The organism is Bradyrhizobium sp. USDA 10063, from assembly GCF_054063735.1.
The window spans coordinates 7,291,394-7,314,634 of record NZ_JBSSGP010000002.1 but is presented as its reverse complement, the minus strand read 5'-3'; the positions used below and the strand labels follow the sequence as shown (position 1 = coordinate 7,314,634).

Here is a 23,241-nt window from a genome sequence, read left to right as displayed (position 1 = left end):
GTAGTCATCGGCATCAGCGATCATGCGAAATGCCGCGGCGTACTGGATCGTCCGCCTGCGCGGACGATGACAGTGGTGTCACTTCGCCTCGGCGCGCTTCGGTGGGGTGGCGGGCCACGACTTGATCAGGGTGTCGTAGTCGACCGTCTCGCCCTTCGGCTTCTCGTTGGCGAGCTTGCGCTGCGGCGCAATCGTGCCATCCTTCTCGGCCTTGGCGAACCAGTAGTCCGGCTTCTCCTTCTTGTTCAGCTTCGGGCCGCAGGCGCCCTGCACGCCGGATTTCTCGAGCCGCTCCATCACCGAATCCTGGGCCGCGGCCAGCGCGTCCATCGCGGCTTGCGGCGTCTTCGCACCGGACGACGCATCGCCGATGTTCTGCCACCAGAGCTGGGCGAGCTTGGGATAGTCAGGCACGTTGTTGCCGGTCGGGGTCCACTGCACGCGCGCGGGCGAGCGGTAGAACTCGATCAGGCCGCCGAGCTTCGGCGCGCGCTCGGTGAACGACTTGTCCCAGATGTCGGACTCACGCACGAAAGTGAGGCCGACATGGCTCTTCTTCAGGCTGACGGTCTTGGAGTTGATGAACTGCAGGTAGAGCCAGGCCGCCTTGCGGCGATCCGGCGGCGTCGACTTCAGAAGCGTCGCTGAACCCGCGTCCTGGTAGCCGAGCTTCATGCCCTCCTTCCAGTACGAGCCATGCGGCGACGGCGCCATGCGCCATTTCGGCGTGCCGTCCGCATTCACGACGGGAATACCGGGCTTCACCATGTCGGCGGTGAACGCGGTGTACCAGAAGATCTGCTGGGCGATGTTGCCCTGCGCCGGCACCGGGCCCGCCTCCGAGAAGGTCATGCCCTGCGCCTGCGGCGGAGCATACTTCTTCAGCCAATCGAGATATTTGGTGATCGAATAGACCGCGGCCGGTCCGTTGGTGTCGCCGCCGCGCTCGACCGACGAGCCGACGGGACGGCAGCCTTCCATGCGGATGCCCCACTCGTCGACCGGCTTGCCGTTCGGAATCCCTCGGTCGCCATTGCCCGCCATCGACAGCCAGGCGTCGGTGAAGCGCCAGCCGAGCGAGGGATCCTTCTTGCCATAGTCCATATGGCCGTAGACCTTGACGCCGTTGATTTCCTTGATGTCGTTGGTGAAGAACTCGGCGATATCCTCATAGGCCGACCAGTTCACGGGCACGCCGAGCTCGTAGCCGTATTTCGCCTTGAACTTGGCCTTGTATTCGGGATTGGTGAACCAGTCGTAGCGGAACCAATAGAGGTTCGCGAATTGCTGGTCGGGCAACTGATAGAGCTTGCCGTCCGGCGCTGTCGTGAACGACTTGCCGATGAAGTCGTTGACGTCGAGATAGGGATCGGTGACGTCCTTGCCCTCGCCGGTCATGTAGTCCGACAGCACGATGGTCTGGCCGTAGCGGAAATGCGTGCCGATCAGGTCGCTATCGTTGATCCAGCCGTCATAGACGTTCTTGCCGGACTGCATCTGGGTCTGCAGCTTCTCGACGACGTCGCCTTCCTGGATGGTGTCGTGCTTGAGCTTGATGCCGGTGATCTCGCTGAACGCCTTGGCAAGCGTCCTGGCTTCATATTCATGCGTCGTGATGGTTTCCGACACGATGTTGATTTCCATGCCCTTGAAGGGCTCGGCCGCCTTGGCGAACCACTGCAGCTCCTTCATCTGCTCGTCCTTCGACAGCGTCGAAGGCTGGAATTCGCTGTCGATCCATCGCTGGTTGACGGCGTCGTCGGCGCGCGCCGGCGCAGTAACGGCGGCGGCCGCGAGCAGCGCGGCGGCGCTGGTCATCGTAACGAGACGGCCCCCGGTAACGGGAAGATTTGCTCTTCTCAAATGTCGCATGGCGATTCCTCCTGATATGGCGACAAAACAATTCAGGCCCGGGTTGGCCCCGGATCTGCTCTTCTTCACTTCCTCAGACGGTGCGGAAAATCACAACGGCCGAGCCAAGCGAAATCAGTGTGGCGAGCCACAGGCTCGAAACCTCGACGCCCTCCTCTCCGATGGGCAGCGTGTAAATGGCATCGGTGCCGACGACGCCGATCCAGACGAGATGGATGACGGCGGCGAGCACCAGCGAGATGAACAGGCGATCGCCGCGCGTGGTCGGAATCCTGAGCACGCCGACGCGCTCGGCCTCGGGATAGGCGACCGCGAGCCAGGTCATGACCGCCAGCGTCACGCCGAGCAGCGCAAAGAAGATCGCTGTCGGCAGCGTCCAGGCCATCCATGCAATGCTCTCCATGGGTGCCTCCTACACTCGGCCCAGCGCGAAGCCGCGCGCGATATAGTTGCGGACGAACCAGATCACGAGCGCGCCGGGAATGATGGTGAGCACGCCGGCGGCTGCCAAGAGACCCCAATCCATGCCGGCGGCGGAGACCGTGCGCGTCATCACCGCGGAGATCGGCTTGGCATCGACGGAAGTGAGCGTGCGCGCGAGCAAGAGCTCGACCCAGGAGAACATGAAGCAGAAGAAGGCGGCGACGCCGATGCCGCTCGCGATCAGCGGCACCAGGATCTTCACGAAGAAACGCGGGAAGGAATAGCCGTCGAGGAACGCGGTCTCGTCGATCTCGCGCGGCACGCTGGAGACGAAACCTTCGAGGATCCAGACCGCGAGCGGAACGTTGAAGATGCAGTGCGCCAGCGCCACCGCCCAGGGCGTATCGAACAGGCCGATCGCGGAATAGAGGTTGAAGAACGGCAGCGCGAACACCGCGGCCGGCGCCATGCGGTTCGACAGCAGCCAGAAGAACAGATGCTTGTCGCCGAGGAAGCGGTAGCGCGAAAACGCGTAGGCCGCCGGCAGCGCCACCGAGATCGAGATCACGGTGTTGATGACCACATATTTCAGCGAGTTGATGTAGCCGGAATACCAGCTCTCGTCGGTGAAGATGCGCATGTAGTTCTCGATCGTCGGCTGGTGCGGCCACAGCGTCATGGTCGAGACGATCTCGCTATTGGTCTTGAAGCTCATGTTGACGAGCCAGTAGATCGGCAACAGCAGGAAGATCAGGAACAGCGAAATGATGAGACGGCGCCCGGGAATCGTGCCCATCACACAGCTCCCTCTTTTTGCGGGCGCTCGGCGCCTGCATTGGTCATGACGGTGTAGAACACCCAGCAGACGATCAGGATGATGAGGTTATAGACCAGCGACAGCGCCGCGGCCTTGCCGAGATCGAACTGGCCGAGCGCGATCTTGACGAGCTCGATCGAGATGAAGGTGGTCGAATTGCCGGGCCCGCCGCCGGTGACGACGAACGGCTCGGTGTAGATCATGAAACTGTCCATGAAGCGCAGCAGCACCGCGATCAGGAGCACGCGGTTCATCTTCGGCAATTGGATCGCGCGGAACACCGCCCAGCGCGAGGCACCGTCGATCTGCGCGGCTTGATAATACGCATCCGGAATCGACTTCAGGCCGGCATAGCAGAGCAGCGCCACCAGGCTGGTCCAGTGCCAGACGTCCATCGCGATCACGGTCGCCCAGGCATCGAGCTCGTTGGAGACGTAGTTGTAGCTGAGGCCGATGTGATTGAGCGTGTAGCCGAGCAGGCCGATATCGGGACGGCCGAAGATCTGCCAGATGGTGCCGACCACATTCCATGGGATCAGCAGTGGCAGCGCCAGGATCACGAGGCAGAGCGCGACCGTCCAGCCCTCGCGCGGCATCGACAGCGCAACGACGATGCCGAGCGGCACCTCGATCGCGAGGATGATGGCCGAGAACAAGAGGTTGCGCCAGAGCGACGCGAAGAAGCGCTCGCCGAGATCGGTCGTGGGATCGAGCAGTTCCTTGAACCAGCCGACGCCGTTCCAGAAGAACTGGTTGTTGCCGAAAGTGTCCTGCATCGAATAGTTCACCACCGTCATCAGCGGCAGCACAGCCGAGAACGCCACCACCAGGAACACCGGCAGCACCAGGAACCAGGCTTTCTGGTTGACCGTCTTGTCCATCAGGCAACCCCCTCGACCAGGCGGCTGTCGGCATAGACGTGCACATGCGCGGGATCGAACACGAGCCCCGCCATGTTGTCGGGCACCGAAAATCCCGGCGGCACGCGCGCGGCGAACTTGGAATCGCCGACACGCACGCGCGCAAACCGGATGCGACCGAGATCGTCGATGCGCTCGATCGTCGCCGACAGCAGGCCCGAGGAGGGCGGCGCGACGTCGACGAATTCCGGCCGCACGCCGATCTCAATTCTCGCGCCCGAGGGCAGCACGCCGTAATTCCGATGCAGGCCGATGATGTGGCCATCGATCCGCGCCTCGCGCCCGTCGACTTCCGCCGGCACGATATTCATGCCGGGCGAGCCGATGAAATAGCCGACAAAAGTGTGCGCGGGCCTATCAAATAGTTCGGCCGGCGTGCCACTCTGCACCACGCGTCCGTCATGCATGACGACGACGGTGTCGGCGAAGGTCAGCGCCTCCGTCTGGTCGTGGGTCACGTAGATCATCGTCAGATCAAGCTCGCGGTGCAGCGCCCTTCAGTTTCGAACGGAGCTGCCATTTCAATTCCGGGTCGATGACGGTCAGCGGCTCGTCGAACAGGACCGCGGCGACGTCCGATCGCACCAGGCCGCGGCCGAGCGAGATTTTCTGCTTGGCATCGGCAGTGAGCCGCGTCGCCTTGCGGTTGAGATAGGGCGCAAGATCAAGCAGCTCGGCGATCCGCTTCACGCGGGCTGATATCTCCGCCTTCGGCACGCCGCGATTCTTCAGCGGGAAAGCCAGATTCTCGCCGACCGTCATGGTGTCGTAGATGACAGGAAACTGGAACACCTGCGCGATGTTGCGCTTCTGCGTCGACAGCGGCGTGATGTCCTTGCCGTTGAACCGGATCTTTCCGCGCGACGGGGTCACGATCCCCGAAATGAGATTCAGCAGCGTGGTCTTGCCGCAGCCGGAGGGGCCGAGCAGCGCATAGGCGCCGCCCTGCCGCCAGGTCATCGTCACCGGCTTCAGCGCGAAGGTTTCCGGCGGCGCGTCATCGCCGCTGTAGGAGTGGGCGAGATCGACGAGGTCAATGCGGGCCATGCGCCGTCTCCCTCAATTCCTGCCGGGGGCTGCGACCAGGCGCTCGGCCAGGTCGAACACGAAGATATTGTCGGGATCGAGCGCGGCGTTGAGTGCCTGCCCGGGCTCATATTCATGCACGCCGTGCTGCACCGCGACCCAATTGGCGGAATCGTGCTGCAGGTGGATGAAGCTTTCGGAGCCGGTGATCTCAGTCACCGTGACGGTCGCGCGAAAGGTATGGCGACCGGCAACATGGCTTCCGACTTCGAGCTGATGCGCGCGGAAGCCGACGCGATAGGCGCCATCGGCGAGGCCAGCATAGAGGCCGGTCGCGGGCGCCTGCATGCCGCCAGGATAGTGCACGGTGCCGTGCCTCTTCTCGATATTGACGATGTTGAGCGGCGGATCGGAATAGACCTGGGCCACGCGCAGCGTCTCGGGCTGCCGATACACCCTCGAGCTGGTGCCGGCCTGCAGCACGCGGCCTTGCCACATGCAGATGGTGTCGCCGCCGAGCAGCAGCGCTTCCGATGGCTCCGTGGTGGCGTAGACGAAGATCGCACCTGACGCCTCGAAGATGCGGGGCAATTCGGTGCGCAGTTCCTCGCGCAGCTTGTAGTCGAGATTGGCGAGCGGCTCGTCGAGCAGCACGAGGTCGGCGCCCTTGACCAGCGCGCGCGCAATCGCGGTGCGCTGCTGCTGGCCGCCGGAGAGCTGCAGCGGCGTGCGCTTCAGGAACGGCTCAAGCCGCAGAAGCCTGGCCGCGTCCGCCACGCGCTTGTCGATCTCCTCGCGCGGCCGCCCCTGTACGCGCAAGGGCGAGGCGATGTTCTCATAGACCGAGAGCGAGGGATAGTTGATGAACTGCTGATAGACCATCGCGACCGAGCGCTGGCGCACGTCGATGCCGGTGACGTCGTTGCCGTCAACCAGCACGCGGCCGGTGGTCGGCTTGTCGAGGCCGGCGAGCAATCGCATGATCGAGGTCTTGCCTGAGAGCGTCGGCCCGAGCAGCACGCTGAGCGTGCCGCGATCGAGCGTCAGCGAGACATCGTGGATGGCCGGGATGCCGTCCACGGTGCGCGTGACGTGGTCGAGCGTGACGCTCATGGCCGTCCTCCCGCTTCGCGTAGCGGACGTTCGCCGGACAGGCGATGAGCGACGATCCATTCGTCGAGCGCCGATATTTCGGCGGCCGACATTCTCAAGCCCAATTTGGAGCGGCGCCAGACGATATCTTCGGCGGTCAACGCCCATTCGTTCGCCATCAGGTACCGGACTTCGCTTTCCGTCAAGGTGGCGCCGAAGGACTTTCCGAGATCGCCGATCGATTTCGCGCTGCCGAGTACTTTTGTCGCACGCGTGCCGTAGGCATGCGCCAGGCGGCTCGCATGCGCCTTCGACAGGAACGGATAGTCGCGCACCAGTTCGGCAGCCAGCGCGTCGACCGCGGAGACGTCCATGTCGCCCCCGGGCAGCGGCGACTTTCCGGTCCAGCCTTCGCGCGCTTTGAAGTCCTCGCGGACTTTGAAGTCCTCGCGGGGCGTGGCGCTGCGCAGATAGGGTGAAAGCCGCTCCAGCGCTTCTTCCGCCAATCGTCGGTAGGTCGTGATCTTGCCGCCATAGATCGAGAGCAGCGGCACGCCGCCGGGCGTATCGAGCTCGAACACGTAGTCGCGCGTGGCGGCCTTCGCTTCGCTCGCACCGTCATCATAGAGCGGACGGACGCCGGAATAGGTCCAGACCACATCCTCCGGCTTCACCGGCCTCGCCAGATACTCGCTGACGGAGGCGCAGAGATAACCGATCTCCTCCTCCGTCGCCTTCACCTTGGCGGGATCGCCATCATAGTCGCGGTCGGTGGTGCCGATCAGCGAAAAGTCGTTCTGATACGGAATCACGAAGACGATGCGACCATCCGCGTTCTGGAAGATGTAAGCGCGGTCGTGGTCGTAGAGTTTTTTCACCACGATGTGCGAGCCTTGCACCAGCCGCACTTTTGCGCGCGCGTTAACGCCGGCGCCCGAGGCCAGCACTTCTTCGACCCATGGGCCGCCGGCATTGACCAGCGCACGCGCCCTCACCGTCCGGCGCACGCCGCTGCCGCGGTCCTCGACCGTAACATTCCAGAGGCCGTCGGCCTGCCTGATCTCAACAGCGCGTGTGCGCGTGCAGATCTCGGCGCCGCGGTCGGCGGCATCGCGCGCGGTCAGCACGACCAGCCGCGCGTCGTCGACGAAGCAGTCCGAATATTCAAACCCTTTGACGTAGCGATTCTTGATCAGGGGCTTGCCGACCTCATCGTGCGTTAGATCCACCGAGCGGGTCGGCGGCAGCAGATGCCGGCCACCGATATGGTCGTAAAGGAACAGGCCGAGCCGGAGCAGCCAGGCTGGGCGCAGGCCGGCATGGTGCGGCAACACGAAACGCAGCGGGCGGATGATGTGGGGCGCGATCTGCCAGAGGATCTCGCGCTCGATCAGCGCCTCCCGGACCAGGCGGAACTCGTAATATTCGAGATAGCGCAAGCCCCCATGCACGAGTTTGGTCGACCAGGACGAAGTCCCGCTCGCCAAGTCATTCATTTCACAGAGGAAAACGGAATTTCCCCGACCCGCCGCATCGCGCGCGATGCCGCAGCCGTTGATGCCGCCCCCAATAATTGCGAGGTCGAAAATCCGATCCAACAGACGCTTCCCCGGCCGCTTACGTTCGCTTTCGGCGATTTCACTTTCGAATTGGATTAGATCACAACGCAAAACGAAAGCAAACCGAAAATGGGGAACTTGGGGTCTACGATTTGGTGATGGGGAGTTGAGGGGTGAGATCGGGGCCTCATCCTTCGAGACGCGCGTTCCGCGCTCCTCAGGATGAGGGGCAGCCGGTCGTGCAACCGTCATTGCGAGGAGCGATAGCGACGAAGCAATCCATGTCTCCACACGCGGAAGCATGGATTGCCTCGCTTCGCTCGCAATGACGGAGGAAGGGTGAGCACAGCCGCATCCCCTCACCCTGAGGAGCCTGCGAAGCAGGCGTCTCGAAGGGCGAGGCCACCAGCGGTGCTAGACGCTGCGCAGCGTCACCGGCGCGGGCTCTGTCGCGGTGTCGTCGATATCGGCGGCTGGCTTGTCCATCGCCGCGACGACCTCGATGCCGCGCGTGTGGCAGATGTTGGCGAGACCGGCCGGCAATGCGGTGTCGGTGATGAAGGTCTGGATCTGGCTGATATGGGCAATGCGGACCGGGGCGCTGCGGCGGAGTTTTGTTGAGTCCGCCACCAGCATCACGTTGCGGGCGTTGGCGATGATCGCCTGCGCGACCTGGACTTCGCGGTAGTCGAAGTCGAGCAGCGCGCCTTCCTCGTCGATCGCCGACGCGCCGATGATGGCGTAGTCGACCTTGAACTGGCCGATCAATTGTGTCGCGGTCGAGCCGACCACGGCGCCGTCGGCGCGCCGCACGGCGCCGCCCGCCACCACCACCTCGATGCGGGGATGACGATACAGCAGCATCGCGACATTGAGGTTGTTGGTGATGACGAGCAGACCCTCATGCGAGGTCAGCGCGCTCGCGACCTCCTCGGTCGTGGTGCCGATGTTGATGAAGAGCGAGCAGCCGTTCGGAATGAGCGCCGCGGCCGCGGCCCCGATCGCCTTTTTCTCTTCGGCGGCGACGAAGCGGCGCGCCTCGTAGGCAAGATTTTCCACGCCGGATGCGATGATGGCGCCGCCATGGATGCGCGTCAGCGAACGCCGGTCGCAGAGATCGTTGAGATCCTTGCGGATGGTCTGCGCGGAGACCTCGAAGCGTTTGGCAAGATCCTCCACCATGACGCGGCCGAAGGCGCGCGCGAGGTTAAGGATTTCGCTCTGGCGATGAGTCAAAACGGGCACGGTACACCTTGAGCGTGGAACGCCCTATCGTGCGGCGGTTTGGCGTCGGGGTCAACGCGGGAGATCGTGGCCGATTCAAGCATCATCGTCTTCGCGGCGTCGTCCCGGCCTTGAGCCGGGACCCATAACCACAGGCGTTCGTTGTTGCGGGCGGCCGGAGTACATCCGCGTTCCTCACAACTCCCTGGGGTTATGGGTCCCGGGTCAAGCCCGGGACGACATGGGAGATGGTGGAATCTATGATGCCAGCTTCAGATCACCGTCGGCGAGGCGGCGTGCAGCGCGTTCGGCTTCGCGGGCGTTGCGGAAGATCTGACCTTCCAGCCGGTTGAATTGATGAGTGGCCGCAAAGAAGCGATAACCACGCTCATCGCGTACGACGATTCCGGCCGGATTGGAGCCGACTTCGATAATGTAGGTATCAGACATTCCCAGTCCCAATTGAAGTGCGGGCCAATAACGGGATGAGAGCCTGATTGTTCCTGCTTTCATCGCCGCTACGTCCCGCGAAAAGCGATGGCCGGCGCGGCGAATTGTCCTGATATCGCCGCATTCCCGAACACCGAATCACCTGCTCTCGCGAGGTGTGGGATACGAGCGGCCAATAACAATCGTGTGTAAGCGATGAGACGTCTTGGTTACGTCGCAATCGCGCTGCCGTCGCGCGTGATCGGCTGCGGGTTGCCGTGGTCGTCGATTGAGACGTAGGTAAAATTGCCGTCGGTGACCAGGATCGATTGCCGTTCTTTCCGTCGCAGCACCCAGGCTTCGAGATGGACGGTGATCGAGGTGCGGCCGATCCGCACAAGGTTGGCGTGCACGGAGACGAGATCGCCGACATAGACGGCCTTGCGGAAATTCATCGCTTCGATCGCGACCGTCACCGTGCGCGATCCCGCGACCTTCGAGGCGAACACGCCGCCGCCGAGATCCATCTGGCTCAGCAACCAGCCGCCGAAGATGTCGCCATTGGCGTTGGTATCCGCCGGCATCGCCAGCGTGCGGATGCAGAGATCGCCGCGCGGTTCGTTTTCTGACAATGGCACGGTGGTGTCAGTCACTTGAAACTCTCCCAGCCGGCGTCGGGCGCGAAGCGATCGCCAAATTTTTGCGCAAGCGCCTGCAACGTCGATACCACGTTCTCGACGCCGCGCGTGCGCGCGTAATTCAGCGGGCCGCCACGGAACGGCGCATAGCCGGTGCCGAAGATCATGGCGCCGTCGACCACGTCGGCATTGTCGACGATGCCTTCACGCAAGGACGCGACGCAGACGTTCGACATCGGCAGCACCAGACGATCGATCATTTCCTGTGTCGGCTCGCTAGCCAGCGCCGGAGCTGTTTTCTCCCGCTTGCCGTCCTTCCAGAGATAGAATCCCTTGCCGGTCTTGCGGCCGAGCTCGCCCTTGGCAACCTTCTCGCGCAGCCACGCCGGCGTCGGCGGCAAGAGGTCGCCGAATTTCGAGCGCAGCATGTCGCCGACGTCGAGGCAGATGTCGAGGCCGACCTGGTCCGCAAGCTCGATCGGTCCCATCGGCATGCCGAACTTCTTCGCCGCCGCATCGATGACTGATTTATCGACCTTCTCATCCAGCAGCAGCATCGCTTCCAGCATGTAGGGCGTCAGCGCGCGGTTGACGAGGAAGCCGGGCGAGCTCTTCACCGGCAATGGCAGGCGGTCGATCGCGCCAACAAAGGCCAGCGCCTGCTTCAACAGTTCGGCGTCGGTGCCGTCATGGCTGACGACCTCGACGAGCTGCAGCCGCGAGACCGGATTGAAGAAGTGCAGGCCGAGCAGGCGCGCGGGCTTCTCCAGCGTCGCGCGCAGATCCTGCAGCGGGATGCTGGAGGTGTTGGTCGCCAAGATCGCGCCCGGCTTCATCTTCGGCTCGATGCCGGCATAGACCTTCTGCTTCAGCTCGAGCTTTTCCGGCACCGCCTCGATGATGAGGTCGGCGTTGCGCACGCCCTCGCCGTCCATATCCGGGATCAGCCGATCGAGCGCGTCGCGCACATCCGTGCGCTTGCGAATGATCTTCTTGTAGAGATCATCGGCGCGTTTGATCGCGCCCGCGATCGGTTCCGGCTTCATGTCCGATAGCGTGACGCGCAAATCCTGCCCTGCGCACCAGGCGGCGATATCGCCACCCATCGCGCCGGCGCCTATGACGTGGACATGCGCGATTCCGCTGCCGCCTCCTGCGAGCTTCTTCATCTGCTCGCGCAGGAAGAAGACGCGGATCAAATTCTGCGCCGTCGGCGTCACCATCAATTCGGCAAAGGAACGTTTTTCGGCCGTGAGCATCGCCGACTTCTCGCTGCCGTACTTTTCCCAAAGGTCGATCAGCGCGTAGGGCGCGGGATAATGCGCCTGTGGCGCGGCCTTGGCGGCCTCGCTGCGCATGCGGGAGGCGAGAAAGCCGCGCACCGGGCCGAAGTTCAGAAGCGTGTTGAGCGACCCGGGCCTGGTCCGCTTCAGGCGGCCGAACACCGCGTCCTTCACCGCGTTCCTGACATGGCGTTCCTGCGTGATCGCATCGACGAGGCCGAGCGATTTGGCGCGGCGCGCATCGATGGTCTTGCCCGTCAGCATCAAGCTCATCGCCTGCATCGGATTGACGAGCTGCGTGAAGCGCACGGTGCCGCCGAGACCGGGATGCAGGCCGAGCATCACTTCGGGGAAGCCGAACCGCGCGCCATCAATGGCGATGCGCGACTGGCAGGCCAGCGCGACTTCGAGGCCGCCGCCGAGGCAGAAGCCGTGGATCACGGCGACCGTCGGCACGCGCATCGCTTCGAGCCGGTCGATCACCGCATGCGCCCGGCCGATCTCGGCTTCGACCACACGTGCATCGCTGGCGCCGCGGAATTCGTTGACATCGGCACCGGCGATGAAGCCGCTTGTCTTCGCCGAGCGGATGACGAGGCCGGTCGGGCGCTGGCTTTCGAGCGCGGCCAGCACCGCATCGAACTCCTCGAGCACCTCGGCGTTCAGCGTGTTGGCGCTGGCGCCGTCGCGGTCGAACAGGAGCCAGGCGATGCCGTCGCCATCGCGCGTCAGCCTGAAATGCTTGTAGGGACCGGCTTCCGGCGCGGGCCCGAGTTCAAGCACGCGCCCCTCGAGGACGTTCATGATCGCAGAATCCATGATCACACCGTCTCTATCAGCATGGCGCCGCCCTGCCCGCCGCCGATGCATTCGGTGGCGATGCCGCGCCGCTTGCCGAGCCGCTGCATGGCGTTGACGAGATGCAGCACGATGCGGTTGCCGCTGGTGCCCACGGGATGGCCGAGGCTGATCGCGCCGCCATCGACGTTGAGCTTCGCATGGTCGATCTGGCCCGCCGCGCCGTCGAGGCCGAGGATCTCGCGGCAGAATTTCTCGTCGTTCCAGGCGGCAAGGCAGCCGAGCACCTGCGTGGCAAAGGCCTCGTTCAACTCCCAGGTCTCGACATCCTGCAGGGTCAGTTCGTTGCGCTTCAGCAGCGCGCTCGCCGACAGCACGGGGCCGAGCCCCATGATAGCAGGATCGAGCGCGGCCCACTGGCTGTCGAGGATGACGGCCTTCGGCTTCAGCCCGTGCTTTGCCACCGCCTCTTCGGAAGCGAGGATCACCCAGGAAGCGCCGTCGGTGATCTGCGAGGAATTGCCCGCGGTGACCTGGCCCCAGGGGCGCTCGAACACCGGCTTCAGTTTTGCCAGCGTCTCCGGCGTGGAGTCCGGGCGGACGCCGTCGTCGTGATCGTAGAACTTGCCGTCGCGCGAGAACGACGTCTCGACTTCGCCCTTCAGCCAACCTTCGGCTTGCGCTTTCGCCAGGCGCCGGTGGCTCTCGGCGGCGTAGGCATCAGACTGCGCGCGGGTGATACCGAAGAGGTGGCCGACGACCTCGGCTGTTTGCCCCATGTTGAGTTCGGTGATGGGATCGGTGAGGCCGCGCTCCAGGCCGATGATCGGCTTGAAATAGCCGGGGCGGAGCTTGAAGAAGGCAGCGATCCTCGCACCCATGCTCTTGGCGCCGGCAAGGCCAGCGAACCAGCGCACGCCGGCATTGGGCCAAACCAGCGGCGCGTGGCTCAGCGCCTCGGCACCGCCGGCGAGGATGAGGTCGGCCGTACCTTCGCGGATGTAGCGATAGCCGGTGTCGATCGACTGCATGCCGGATCCGCAATTGATCTGCACGGTGAAGGCGACCATCTTCTCGCCCATGCCGAGTCTCAGCGCCGCGACGCGCGCCGGGTTCATCTCGTCGGCAATCACATTGACGCAGCCGAGGATCACCTGGTCGAAGGCATCGGGCGCGAACGGCTGCCGCGCCAGCAGCGGCCGGCCGCATTGCACGGCAAGGTCAACCGGCGTGAACGGCCCAGGACCGGAGCGCGCCTTCAGGAACGGCGTGCGGCTGCCGTCGACGATAAAGACCGGTCGCGCCATCAGCTCGCAGCCCTCTGCTCGCCCAATTCCTGGAAGAACTGATGCACGTCCGCAGCTTTCCTGTAAATCGGCGACAGCGCCTCGGGCGCGAAATCGTCGACCCCGATCACTGCGGCGACCGCCGCGCGCGCGGCGACCAGCTTGTCGGCGTCGGATTGGGTGATAACGCCCTTCGTCACGGCTTCGTCCGGGTCACGCAGTCGCGCGGCGCGCATCTGCCTGACGATATCCTCGGTGGCGGCGACCAGGCGGAAGGCTTTCTCCAGGCGCGCGACACCGCCATCATCCTCGACGAAAGCGAGATCGGGCGTGACGCGGTCGCGCCCGGCGGACGGCTCCAGCACCAGCGCGGCGCATTGATGCACCACGCGGTCGGACGGACCAAGCACGCGGGCGCCGAACGGCTGGATCAAGAGCTTCAGGAAGGCCGCCACAAAGCGGTTCGGCAGGTTGGCGAGGATCTCCGCAAAGCGGTTCTCGATGGTCTTGAAGCCGCTCGCCATGCACCATTCGAGCGCGGCGAAATCCTCTTTCTGCCGGCCTTCATCCTGCCAGCGCTTCAGAGCAGCGGAAAGCAGATAGAGCTCGGAGAGAATGTCGCCGAAACGGGCGGAAAGCATCTCCTTGCGCTTGAGCGCGCCGCCGAGCGTGAGCAGCGCCATGTCGGCGCAGATCGCAAACGCCGAAGAGTAGCGTGAGAGCTGGCGGTAGAACTTCGTGGCGTCGCCCGCATCAGGCGCCGGCGCGACCAGGCCGAAGGTCCAGCTCCGCCCCATGGCACGGAACATGGTCTTGAAGGTGTGGCCGATGTGCTTCCACAGCGCCTTGTCGAAGGCGTCCAAGCCCTTGGCGCGGTCGGTTTCGCCGAGCGCCGTCATCTCATCGAGCAGATAAGGATGCGCGCGGATCGCGCCCTGACCGAACACGATCAGATTGCGGGTCAGGATGTTGGCGCCCTCCACGGTGATGCCGACTGGCACCGCGCGATGCAGATTGCCGAGATAATTTTGCGGGCCGTCGATCACGGCCTTGCCGCCATGGATATCCATGGCGTCGTCGATCGCGATCCGCATCCGCTCGGTGGCGTGCAGTTTCATGATGCCGGAGATGACAGCGGGATGATGGCCGGCGTTCAGCGCGGCGCAGGTCAGCCGCCGCGCGGCGTCAAGCAGATAGGCGGTCCCGACGATGCGGGCAAGCGGCTCCTCGACGCCTTCGAATTTGGAGATCGAGACGCCGAACTGCTCGCGGATGCGGGCATAGGCGCCGGTGGTGCGGGCGGCATAGGCGGCGCCGGCGGCAGACAATGACGGCAGCGAGATGCCGCGGCCGGCGGCGAGCGCCGTCATCAGCATCTTCCAGCCTTGTCCGAGCCGTTCTTGGCCGCCGATGATGTAGTCGAGCGGGATGAAGACGTCGCGGCCCCGGTTCGGGCCGTTCTGGAACACCTGCATCGCCGGCAGATGGCGGTGGCCGATCTCGACACCAGGCAGATGGGTCGGGATCAGCGCGACCGTGATGCCGAGCTCTTTCTGGTTGCCGACGAGATGATCGGGATCGTAGGCCTTGAAGGCGAGGCCGAGCAACGTGGAGACCGGGCCGAGCGTGATGTAGCGCTTGTGCCAATTCAGCCGCAGGCCGATCGTCTCGTTGCCCTCGAAATTGCCCTTGCAGATGATGCCGGTGTCGACCATCGAGGCCGCATCCGAGCCAGCTTCGGGGCTGGTGAGGCCGAAGCACGGGATGTCGTGGCCGGAGGCCAGGCGCGGCAGCCATTTCTGCTGCTGCTCCCTGGTGCCGAAGCGCATCAGGAGCTCGCCGGGGCCGAGCGAGTTCGGCACCATCACGGTGACGGCAGCGGTGAGCGAGCGCGAGGACAGTTTGCGCACCACTTCCGAATGCGCATAAGGCGAGAAGCCGAGGCCGCCGAATTCCTTCGGGATGATCATGCCGAAGAATTTTTCGCGCTTGATGAAGTCCCAGACCTCGCGCGGCAGGTCGCGCCATTCCCAGAAGATCTTCCATTCGTCGAGCATCCTGCAGAGCTCGTTGACGGGGCCGCTCAGGAAGGCCTTTTCCTCATCCGTCAGCTCGGCTTGCGGATAGGCGAGCAGCTTCGACCAATCGGGATTGCCGGAAAAGAGGTCGGCGTCCCACCAGACGTCGCCGGCTTCCAGCGCCTCGCGCTCGGTGTCCGACATGGTCGGCATCGCGCCGCGGGCGAACCCAAAGATCGGCTTGGTGATGAAGTCGCGGCGGAAGCTCATGGCGGTATCCTCATGATCGGCGGCGCGTTCCGGCGTATGTTAGCGGAAAGTGGCCGACAGAAGTGAAGACTTCGCTGGCAAATTGACGCGAATTGACGCGGCAGAGATAACGGCCGGCGTGGGGTATCAGTTCCGGATGAGGTGAGTAGATTCCATGGGGCGGTGAGCGCGCCCTTTCCGGTAGGTTTGGGTTTCCACACTCGAACCATCGGAGAGTCTGATGCAAGCATTGACCAAGAACACGCCCACCGCCGGGCATTGTGGCACGATTTTCGTTGCGATCGAACTGAGTCAGAAGACGTGGCTGGTGACGCTGCACAGTCCGGATCGGGACCGGATATCGCGCCACAAGCTGGAAGGCGGCGATCACGCCGGGCTGCTGGCGCTGATCGAGCAGGTCAAGGCCCGGGCGACTGCGAAGCTTGGAGCGGCGCCGCGGGTGGTGAGCTGCTACGAGGCTGGCTATGACGGCTTCTGGCTGCACCGGCTGCTCGCGGCGGCTGGGATCACCAACTTCATCTTCGACCCGGCGAGCATCGCGGTGGAGCAACGGGCGCGGCGGGCGAAGACAGACCGGATCGATGGCGAGCTTCTGCTGCGCACCTTGATGGCTCATTTGCGAGGCGAGCCGCGGGTGGTGCGGATCGTCCGGGTGCCGAGCGTGGCCGAGGAGGACGCCCGGCGCGCCAGCCGCGAACGCGAACGACTGGTGAAGGAGCAGACGGGGCACACCAACCGGATCAAGGCGCTGCTGCGCCTGTTGGGCATGGCGGCCGGCACCTTGCGACGACGGACCTGGCTCGCCTGGCTGGAGCAGCAGCGGGACTGGCAAGGGCAGCCGCTGCCGCCGCAGCTTCTGGCCGAAGTGAAGCGCGAGCATGCCCGGCTGATGCTGGTGCGCGACCAGCTCAAGGCGCTGGAGCAGGCCCAAGTCGCTACAGAAGTCGCGGCAGAAGTCGCGGCGGAAGCCGCCGCGGCGCCGGCGCCGATGGCGAAGCGACGGGATCAGTTGCAGCAGCTCAAGGCGCTCGGCCCGGCGTTTGCCGCGACGCTGGTGAACGAGGTGTTCTACAAGGACTTCCGCAACCGGCGCGAGGTCGCCAGCTATTGCGGATTGGCGCCCAGTCCCTGGCAAAGCGGCAGCATCGATCGCGAGCAGGGGATCAGCAAGGCCGGCAACCGGCGCGCCCGCCACAAGACGATCGAACTGGCCTGGCTCTGGCTGCGCCATCAGCCGGACAGCGCGCTCAGCCGCTGGTTCCGCACCCGCACCGAAAACGCCGGCAAGCGCGCCAAGCGCATCGCCATCGTCGCGCTGGCGCGCAAGCTGATCGTGGCGCTGTGGCGCTATCTCACCACCGGCCTTGTTCCGGAGCAGGCCGTGATGAAGGCCTAGCACCGGACCACGCCACCAGGGCGAGGCGGCTCCGCGCCGCGCGCCCCGTACAGGATGGATGATGACCGTGCCACCCAGGGGCCCAACCAGGCCGCTTTGTAGATGGGTCTCATCCTCTTGGCTTCCTCGCCGCAAGCATGCGGAATGTGGGTACGGATCAGCCGATCCGACCGGATATGAGGTGATGCAGTGAGCTGCAGAAATCTTCGGAAGCCAATCCTCGCCCGGGGCCCGGTCGTCGCGCTGCGCTACGCATGGCTCCGCGCGCCGCCCTCTCACTGCAAAAACCCAACCCGCACCGGTTCAAGAGCCTTGACTCACAAAGCCCCATATGAGGGTGGGCAAAGCGTAGCGTGCCCACCATTCCGGGCGGAGTGTTGATGGTGGGCACGGCTGCGCCTTTGCCCACCCTACGGCGCCAGAACTAATCCGGGCGGACCATCTCGAACATGTTCTCGGGCCGGATTTCGAAATAGTCGCCTCTCCGGCCGGCGCGGACGATGGGGCGGGCGGCGGCGGTCTGATAGACGCCGTCCTTGATCATGGCCTTGTCGATGTGGACGGCGACGACTTCCCCGAGCGTGAGCCAGGCTTCCGCCTTCTTGCCATTGGCGCCCTCAAGCTGGACGATCTGGGTCAGCTTGCACTCGAAGGCGACCGGGCTTTCGGCCACCCGCGGCACGTTGACGATCTTGCTGGGGGCCGCCGTCAAGCCGGCGATGGTGAACTCGCTGACGCCGTGGGCGACGTGGGCGGCGGTCGCGTTCATCTGCTTCGCCAGGTCCATGGTGGCGAGATTCCAGACGAACTCCTTCGTCTCCTGGATGTTGGCGACACTGTCCTTCCAGGAGGTGGAGGAGAAGCCGATGATCGGCGGGACGTAGCAGAAACCGTTGAAGAAGCTGTACGGCGCGAGGTTGATGTGGCCCTTGGCGTCGCGCGAGGAGATCCAGCCGATCGGGCGCGGGGCAATGATGGCGTTGAAGGGATCGTGCTTGAGGCCGTGGCCGTTCTTCGGCTCGTAATAATGCAGGTCTTTCGCGGTCACGCTGATCTTTCCCATGTTCCGCGTCATTGCGAAGAGCGAAGCGACGAAGCAATCCATCTTTCCGCGCACGCGGAGGCATGGATTGGATTGCTTCGCTTCGCTCGCAATGACGGTGGTCAACTGACGAGTACGTCAGTTTCCTTTACCACGGGGCGAGAGACCCGCGATCACAAAATCGATCATCTGGTCGATGGTCGGGCCCGGCTTGGTGGCGCATTGGGCGATCATCTGGGGGTGGAAGAAGCGCATCATCGCTGTGCAGGCGCACAGCGAGGCGAGGTGCACGTCCGGAACGTCGAATTCGCCGGAGGCCGCCCCCTGCCCGATCACCTGGCCGATGGTGGAGGCGATCATCTCCATATGGGCGACGCAGACGTCCCAGTCCTCCTGCATCGCGATCTCGACCATCTCGTGCAGCTTGGAGTCGCCGACATAGCGTTCGGTGTTCATGCGGTTGATGGTCTTCATCAGATCGCGCAGGCGGGCCGTCGCCGGGCCCTGCGTCCGCACGATCCGCTGCGCCTCGACCTCGACCTCGCCCATCAGCGTCCGCGCCACGCCTTCGTGGATCGACTTCTTCGAATCGAAGAAGCGATACACGTTGGCGGGGCTCATCCGGAGCTCCTTGGCGATGTCGGCGACCGTGGTCTTCTGGTAGCCGATCTGGCGGAACAGCCGTTCGGCCACCACGAGAATCCGCTCCCGGGTGTCGCTCTCGATATGTTCCGAAACCAGCGTCATCTGCGAGGACTCACTTAAGTGTTCACTGTTCAACTATTCAGCGGCCTCAGCAAGCGGAATTGCCGGACGCGCATTGCCGTCATGCTGCGCCGCCGAAGCGGCTTTCTCAGGCGTGCCGCTCTCCTCCAGGCTCTTGCGGAACCATAGGGCATAAAGGCCCGGCAGGTACAAGAGCGTCAGGAAGGTCGCGACGAACAGGCCGCCCATGATGGTGATCGCCATCGGGCCCCAGAACGCCGAGCGCGACAGCGGGATCATCGCCAGGATCGCGGCGAGCGCGGTCAGCACCACCGGGCGGGCGCGGCGGACGGTGGCCTCCACGATCGCCTCCTTGCGGGTCAGGCCGTGGGCGACGTCGGTCTCGATCTGGTCGACCAGGATCACGGTGTTGCGCATGATCATGCCCGCGAGCGCGATCAGGCCGAGCAGCGCCACGAAGCCGAACGGCTGGTTGGCGACGTTGAGCCCCAGTGAGGCACCGACGATGCCGAGCGGCGCCGTCAGGAACACCAGGGTCAGGCGCGAGAAGCTCTGTAGCTGGATCATCAGCAGCGTCAGCATCACCAGCACCATGAGCGGGAAGAGCACGAAGATCGACGCATTGCCCTTGGCCGATTCCTCGAACGCGCCGCCCGGCTCGATCCGGTAGGCCGGCTCGAGATGGTTCTGGATCTCCTTGAGTTTGGGCGAGATCTGGTTGGTCACATCGGGTGCCTGCACGCCGTCGACGACGTCGGAGCGCACCGTGATCGCCATGTCGCGATTGCGCCGCCACAGGATCGGCTCCTCATGCGCATACTCGATTTTTGCGATCTGCTGAAGCGGGACGGCGACACCGTTGCGTGAGGTGATCGTGAGATCGCCGACACGCCCCAGATCGAGCCGCTCGGAGGGCACGGCGCGGGCGACCACGCCGACCTTCTCGATGCCGTCGCGGATGGTCGTGACCGGCGCACCCGAGATCAGCATCGACAGCGCCTGCGAGACCTCCTGCGGGGTCAGGCCGAGCGCGCGGGCGCGGTCCTGGTCGACGACGAGCTTCAGGTAGGGCGACTGCTCGTTCCAGTCGAGCTGCACATCCTTGACGTTCGGGTTCTGCCGCATGATGTCGCGCACCTGGTAGGCGATGTCGCGCACCTTCTGGGCGTCGGGACCGATCACGCGGAACTGAACGGGGAAGCCGACCGGCGGGCCGAAATTGAAACGGTCGACGCGCACGCGCGCCTCGTTCAGCGCGCCGTTGGCGGCCGCGTTCTCGATCTTGGCCTTGATGCGCTCGCGCGCCTCGACGTCCTTGGACAGGATCACGATCTCCGCAAAAGCCTCGTTCGGAAGCTGCGGGTTGAGGCCGAGCCAGAAGCGCGGCGAGCCCTGGCCGACATAGGCGGTGTAGGTCGCAATATCCTTGTCGCCCTTCAGGAGGTCTTCGGCCTTCTTGACGGCCTTCTCGGTCACGTTGAAGGCGGTGCCTTCCGGCAGGCGAAGCTGCAGGAACAGCTCGGGGCGCTCGGAGAGCGGGAAGAACTGCTGCTGGACGTGGCCGAAGGCGACGATCGAGGCGACGAACACGCCGACAGTCGCCGCCACCACCTTGATACGGTGGTTGACGCACCACTGCACCACCGCGCGCAGGCCGCGGTACATCCGGGTCTCGTAGATCGCATGCGGATCGTGGTTGTGGTGCACCTTGATGTTGGGCAGGAGCTTCACGCCGATATAGGGCGTGAAGATCACCGCGACGAACCAGGAGGCGACCAGCGCGATCGCGACGATCCAGAAGATGCCGCCGGCATATTCGCCGACTGCCGAATTGGCAAAGCCGATCGGCAGGAAGCCGGCCGCGGTCACCAGCGTGCCCGTCAGCATCGGAAACGCCGTGGATTCCCAGGCGAACGATGCGGCGCGCATGCGGTCCCAGCCCTGCTCCATCTTCACCACCATCATCTCGACCGCGATGATGGCGTCGTCGACCAAGAGGCCGAGCGCGATGATCAGCGCGCCGAGCGTGATGCGGTGCAGGTCGAGCGACATCGTGTTCATGACGATGAAGACGATCGCCAGCACCAGCGGCACCGACAGCGCCACCACGATGCCGGTGCGCCAGCCAAGCGCGAGGAAGGAGACGAACAGCACGATCGCCAGCGCCTCGACGAAGGAGTGCACGAACTCGCCGACGGCGTGCTCGACCACCTTGGGCTGGTCGGCGATCTGCTCGACATCGATACCCTGCGGCACCGCCTTCATGAATTCGGCGGTCGCCTTCTCGACCTCCTTGCCGAGCTCAAGGATGTTGGCGCCCTTGGCCGTGACCACGCCGATGCCCAGCGCGGGCTTGCCCTCCTGGCGCACAGTGAAAGTCGGCGGATCGACGAAGCCGTGGGTGACGGTTGCGATATCGCCCAGGCGGAACACGCGGCCATTGCTTTCGACCGGGGTCTCGGCCACCGCCTTCGCGCCGTCGAGCGCGCCGGTGACGCGCAGCGGCACGCGCTGCGAGGACGTCTCGACCGTGCCGGCCGGGGTCACGTTGTTCTGCTTGGCGAGCGAGTCGAACAGCGCCTGCGGGGTGATGCCGAGCGTGGCGAGCTTGGCGTGGGAGAACTCGACGAAGATGCGCTCATCCTGGGTGCCGTAGAGGTCGACCTTGGTCACCCCCGACACCCGCAGGAGCCGCTGGCGGAAGCCTTCGGCCGCCTTCTTCAGTTGTGCGTAGTCGGCGCCGTCGCCAGTCATCATGTAGAGGATGGAATCGACGTCGGAGAACTCGTCATTGACGACGGGACCGAGGATTCCTTGCGGCAACTGGCCCTGCACGTCGACCAGCTTCTTGCGCAGGAGGTAGAAGAGATAGGGCACGTCCTTCGGCGGCGTCGAATCGCGGAATGTCACCTGCATCGCCACGAAGGCCGGCTTCGAATAAGTCTGCACCTTCTCGAAGTACGGCAGTTCCTGCAGCTTCTTCTCGATGGGGTCGGCGACCTGGGTCTGCATCTCGTTTGCGGTCGCACCGGGCCACATCACGGAGACGTTGACCACCTTCACCGTGAAGAACGGATCCTCGGCGCGGCCGAGGCGCTCATAGGAGAAGAAGCCGGCGGCGGCGAGCGCGATCATCAGGAACAGGATCAGGGTCGGATGGCTGACCGCCCAGCCCGACAGATTGAAGCGCTTCATGTCACCCTCCAATATCCAAAACCGTTTGCGGCCGACGGATCAGAACGACAGCGACGCGACGACGCGGACCTTCTGGGCCGGGTCGAGCTTCTGGACCCCGAGCGCCACCACTTTCGCGCCCTCCTCCACGCCGCCAGCGATCACGACGCAATTGCTTTCGTAGGCCTTCACCTTGACCGGCTTCAGCGAGATCTCGCCGGCGTCGCCCACGACGTAGAGCGAGGGCTCGCCACCCTGGCTGTACAGCGCCGACAGCGGCAGCTTTGCCACGCGCTCGGTCTCGGCATCGGCGAGCGTCAGCGTCGCGGTCATGCCGAGCGAAACGTCGTCGCCGGCCTCGGGCAGCGAGAACTTTGCGAGATAGGTGCGGGTGGCGGGATCGGCCGAGGGCGCGACCTCACGCAGCTTTGCGGCGTACTTCTTGCCCGCCTCCGACCACAGCGTCACGGTGGCAACGCCGGTCTTGGCGCGGCCGAGCAAGGTCTCAGGGATAGCGACCACCGCCTCCTTTTCGCCGAGCCGTGCCACGCGGATCGAGGTCTGGCCGGCGGCCACGACCTGGCCGGGCTCGATCAGGGTCGAGGTGACGACGCCGCGGGTGTCGGCGACGAGCGTCGCATAGGAAAGAGAGTTCCTGGTCAGTTCGACCGAGCGTTCGGCGCGGTTGAGGCGGGCACGCGCCTCGTCGGCAGCCGCATGCGCCTGGTCCATCTGCGCATCCGTGGTCCAGCCCTTGGCCCGCAGATCCTTAGCGCGTTGCTCGGCGGCCGCAGCCTGCGCCAGCACGCCGGTGGCGGCGCGCAGTTCGGCCTCGGCCTGCTCGGCCTGCAGTTTCAGATCGACTTCATCGAGGGTGGCGAGCGGCTGGCCGATATCGACGGTCTGGCCGACTTCGACGAGGCGCTTTGCGACCTTGCCGGCGACCCGAAAGCCCATGTCGCTCTCGATGCGCGGCCTGATCGTGCCGACAAAGCTGCGCTCCGGGGTTTCGGCCTCATAATGCACCATGGAGACCAGAACCGGACGCCCTGGATCGGCTTTCTCGGCAACCGTTTCGTTGCAGCCGGCCAGCGAAATCGCCGCCAGCGCCAGCAATGCGCCAGCTAAAAGCTTGTAATAATTTGCGAAAATCGAACGGGCGAACATCGGTCTCTCCATCGGGCTGATGTCTGATGAAGAGTATTGATTGATCACTGACGAATGTCAATAATCGTCAGTAAACACCAA

General features: G+C 64.4%; 17 protein-coding genes and 1 pseudogene. 1 reads left to right on the top strand and 17 read right to left on the bottom strand.

All coding sequences use genetic code 11. From position 1 onward, the window contains the following. Positions 1-78 precede the first annotated feature (78 nt). The 13 genes and pseudogenes from ACVJGD_RS36475 to ACVJGD_RS36415 all read right to left on the bottom strand — a co-directional run bounded on the left by ACVJGD_RS36475 (position 79) and on the right by ACVJGD_RS36415 (position 15,655). Positions 79-1,818, bottom strand: a complete 1,740-nt coding sequence (locus ACVJGD_RS36475; protein ID WP_456638730.1) for an ABC transporter substrate-binding protein — start codon at positions 1,816-1,818, stop codon at positions 79-81. Between the two features lie 127 nt (positions 1,819-1,945). Next, positions 1,946-2,275, bottom strand: a complete 330-nt coding sequence (locus ACVJGD_RS36470; protein ID WP_456638729.1) for a DUF2160 domain-containing protein — start codon at positions 2,273-2,275, stop codon at positions 1,946-1,948. Between the two features lie 9 nt (positions 2,276-2,284). Then, entirely contained in the window at positions 2,285-3,091 is an 807-nt protein-coding gene (locus ACVJGD_RS36465) for a carbohydrate ABC transporter permease (RefSeq protein ID WP_225119030.1), read from the bottom strand. Then, positions 3,091-3,993: a carbohydrate ABC transporter permease gene (locus ACVJGD_RS36460; protein ID WP_456638728.1), complete on the bottom strand. Its 903-nt coding sequence runs from the start codon at positions 3,991-3,993 to the stop codon at positions 3,091-3,093. The genes ACVJGD_RS36465 and ACVJGD_RS36460 overlap by 1 nt, the downstream gene beginning before the upstream one ends. Next, positions 3,993-5,079 (bottom strand): annotated as a pseudogene (locus ACVJGD_RS36455) (ABC transporter ATP-binding protein). The gene ACVJGD_RS36460 and the pseudogene ACVJGD_RS36455 overlap by 1 nt, the downstream one beginning before the upstream one ends. Before the next feature lie 12 nt (positions 5,080-5,091). Continuing rightward, positions 5,092-6,171 (bottom strand): ABC transporter ATP-binding protein, encoded by a 1,080-nt coding sequence (locus tag ACVJGD_RS36450; protein ID WP_456638727.1) that lies wholly within the window; start codon positions 6,169-6,171, stop codon positions 5,092-5,094. Beyond that, complete coding sequence (gene glpD / locus ACVJGD_RS36445) at positions 6,168-7,748, bottom strand: glycerol-3-phosphate dehydrogenase (protein ID WP_456638726.1); 1,581 nt, start codon at positions 7,746-7,748, stop codon at positions 6,168-6,170. The genes ACVJGD_RS36450 and glpD overlap by 4 nt, the downstream gene beginning before the upstream one ends. A gap of 375 nt (positions 7,749-8,123) precedes the next feature. After that, positions 8,124-8,954: a DeoR/GlpR family DNA-binding transcription regulator gene (locus ACVJGD_RS36440; protein WP_456638725.1), complete on the bottom strand. Its 831-nt coding sequence runs from the start codon at positions 8,952-8,954 to the stop codon at positions 8,124-8,126. Positions 8,955-9,191: 237 nt separating this feature from the next. Continuing rightward, positions 9,192-9,383 carry a hypothetical protein gene (locus tag ACVJGD_RS36435; RefSeq protein ID WP_456640487.1) on the bottom strand — a complete coding sequence of 64 codons (192 nt, stop codon included), beginning with the start codon at positions 9,381-9,383 and terminating at the stop codon, positions 9,192-9,194. Positions 9,384-9,592: 209 nt separating this feature from the next. After that, positions 9,593-10,015 (bottom strand): acyl-CoA thioesterase, encoded by a 423-nt coding sequence (locus ACVJGD_RS36430; protein WP_456638724.1) that lies wholly within the window; start codon positions 10,013-10,015, stop codon positions 9,593-9,595. Then, complete coding sequence (locus ACVJGD_RS36425) at positions 10,012-12,102, bottom strand: 3-hydroxyacyl-CoA dehydrogenase NAD-binding domain-containing protein (RefSeq protein WP_456638723.1); 2,091 nt, start codon at positions 12,100-12,102, stop codon at positions 10,012-10,014. Before ACVJGD_RS36425 ends, ACVJGD_RS36430 begins: the two co-directional genes overlap by 4 nt. 2 nt (positions 12,103-12,104) lie before the next feature. Then, positions 12,105-13,388 carry an acetyl-CoA C-acetyltransferase gene (locus ACVJGD_RS36420; RefSeq protein WP_456638722.1) on the bottom strand — a complete coding sequence of 428 codons (1,284 nt, stop codon included), beginning with the start codon at positions 13,386-13,388 and terminating at the stop codon, positions 12,105-12,107. Next, positions 13,388-15,655: an acyl-CoA dehydrogenase gene (locus ACVJGD_RS36415; RefSeq protein ID WP_456638721.1), complete on the bottom strand. Its 2,268-nt coding sequence runs from the start codon at positions 15,653-15,655 to the stop codon at positions 13,388-13,390. Before ACVJGD_RS36415 ends, ACVJGD_RS36420 begins: the two co-directional genes overlap by 1 nt. A gap of 220 nt (positions 15,656-15,875) precedes the next feature. Here ACVJGD_RS36415 and ACVJGD_RS36410 point away from each other — a divergent pair, with 220 nt between their 5' ends. Continuing rightward, positions 15,876-17,051, top strand: a complete 1,176-nt coding sequence (locus ACVJGD_RS36410) for an IS110 family RNA-guided transposase (RefSeq protein WP_456632918.1) — start codon at positions 15,876-15,878, stop codon at positions 17,049-17,051. A 424-nt stretch (positions 17,052-17,475) separates the two neighbouring features. Here the strand turns inward: ACVJGD_RS36410 and ACVJGD_RS36405 are convergent, their stop codons facing one another. The 4 genes from ACVJGD_RS36405 to ACVJGD_RS36390 all read right to left on the bottom strand — a co-directional run bounded on the left by ACVJGD_RS36405 (position 17,476) and on the right by ACVJGD_RS36390 (position 23,160). Next, entirely contained in the window at positions 17,476-18,099 is a 624-nt protein-coding gene (locus tag ACVJGD_RS36405; protein WP_456640486.1) for a flavin reductase family protein, read from the bottom strand. A 132-nt stretch (positions 18,100-18,231) separates the two neighbouring features. Next, complete coding sequence (locus ACVJGD_RS36400) at positions 18,232-18,840, bottom strand: TetR/AcrR family transcriptional regulator (RefSeq protein ID WP_456638720.1); 609 nt, start codon at positions 18,838-18,840, stop codon at positions 18,232-18,234. Positions 18,841-18,873: 33 nt separating this feature from the next. After that, on the bottom strand, positions 18,874-22,014 hold the full coding sequence (locus ACVJGD_RS36395) for an efflux RND transporter permease subunit (RefSeq protein WP_456638719.1): 3,141 nt from the start codon (positions 22,012-22,014) through the stop codon (positions 18,874-18,876). Positions 22,015-22,053: 39 nt separating this feature from the next. After that, a complete protein-coding gene (locus tag ACVJGD_RS36390; protein WP_456638718.1) occupies positions 22,054-23,160 on the bottom strand; it encodes an efflux RND transporter periplasmic adaptor subunit in 1,107 nt (368 codons plus the stop codon). Positions 23,161-23,241 lie beyond the last annotated feature (81 nt).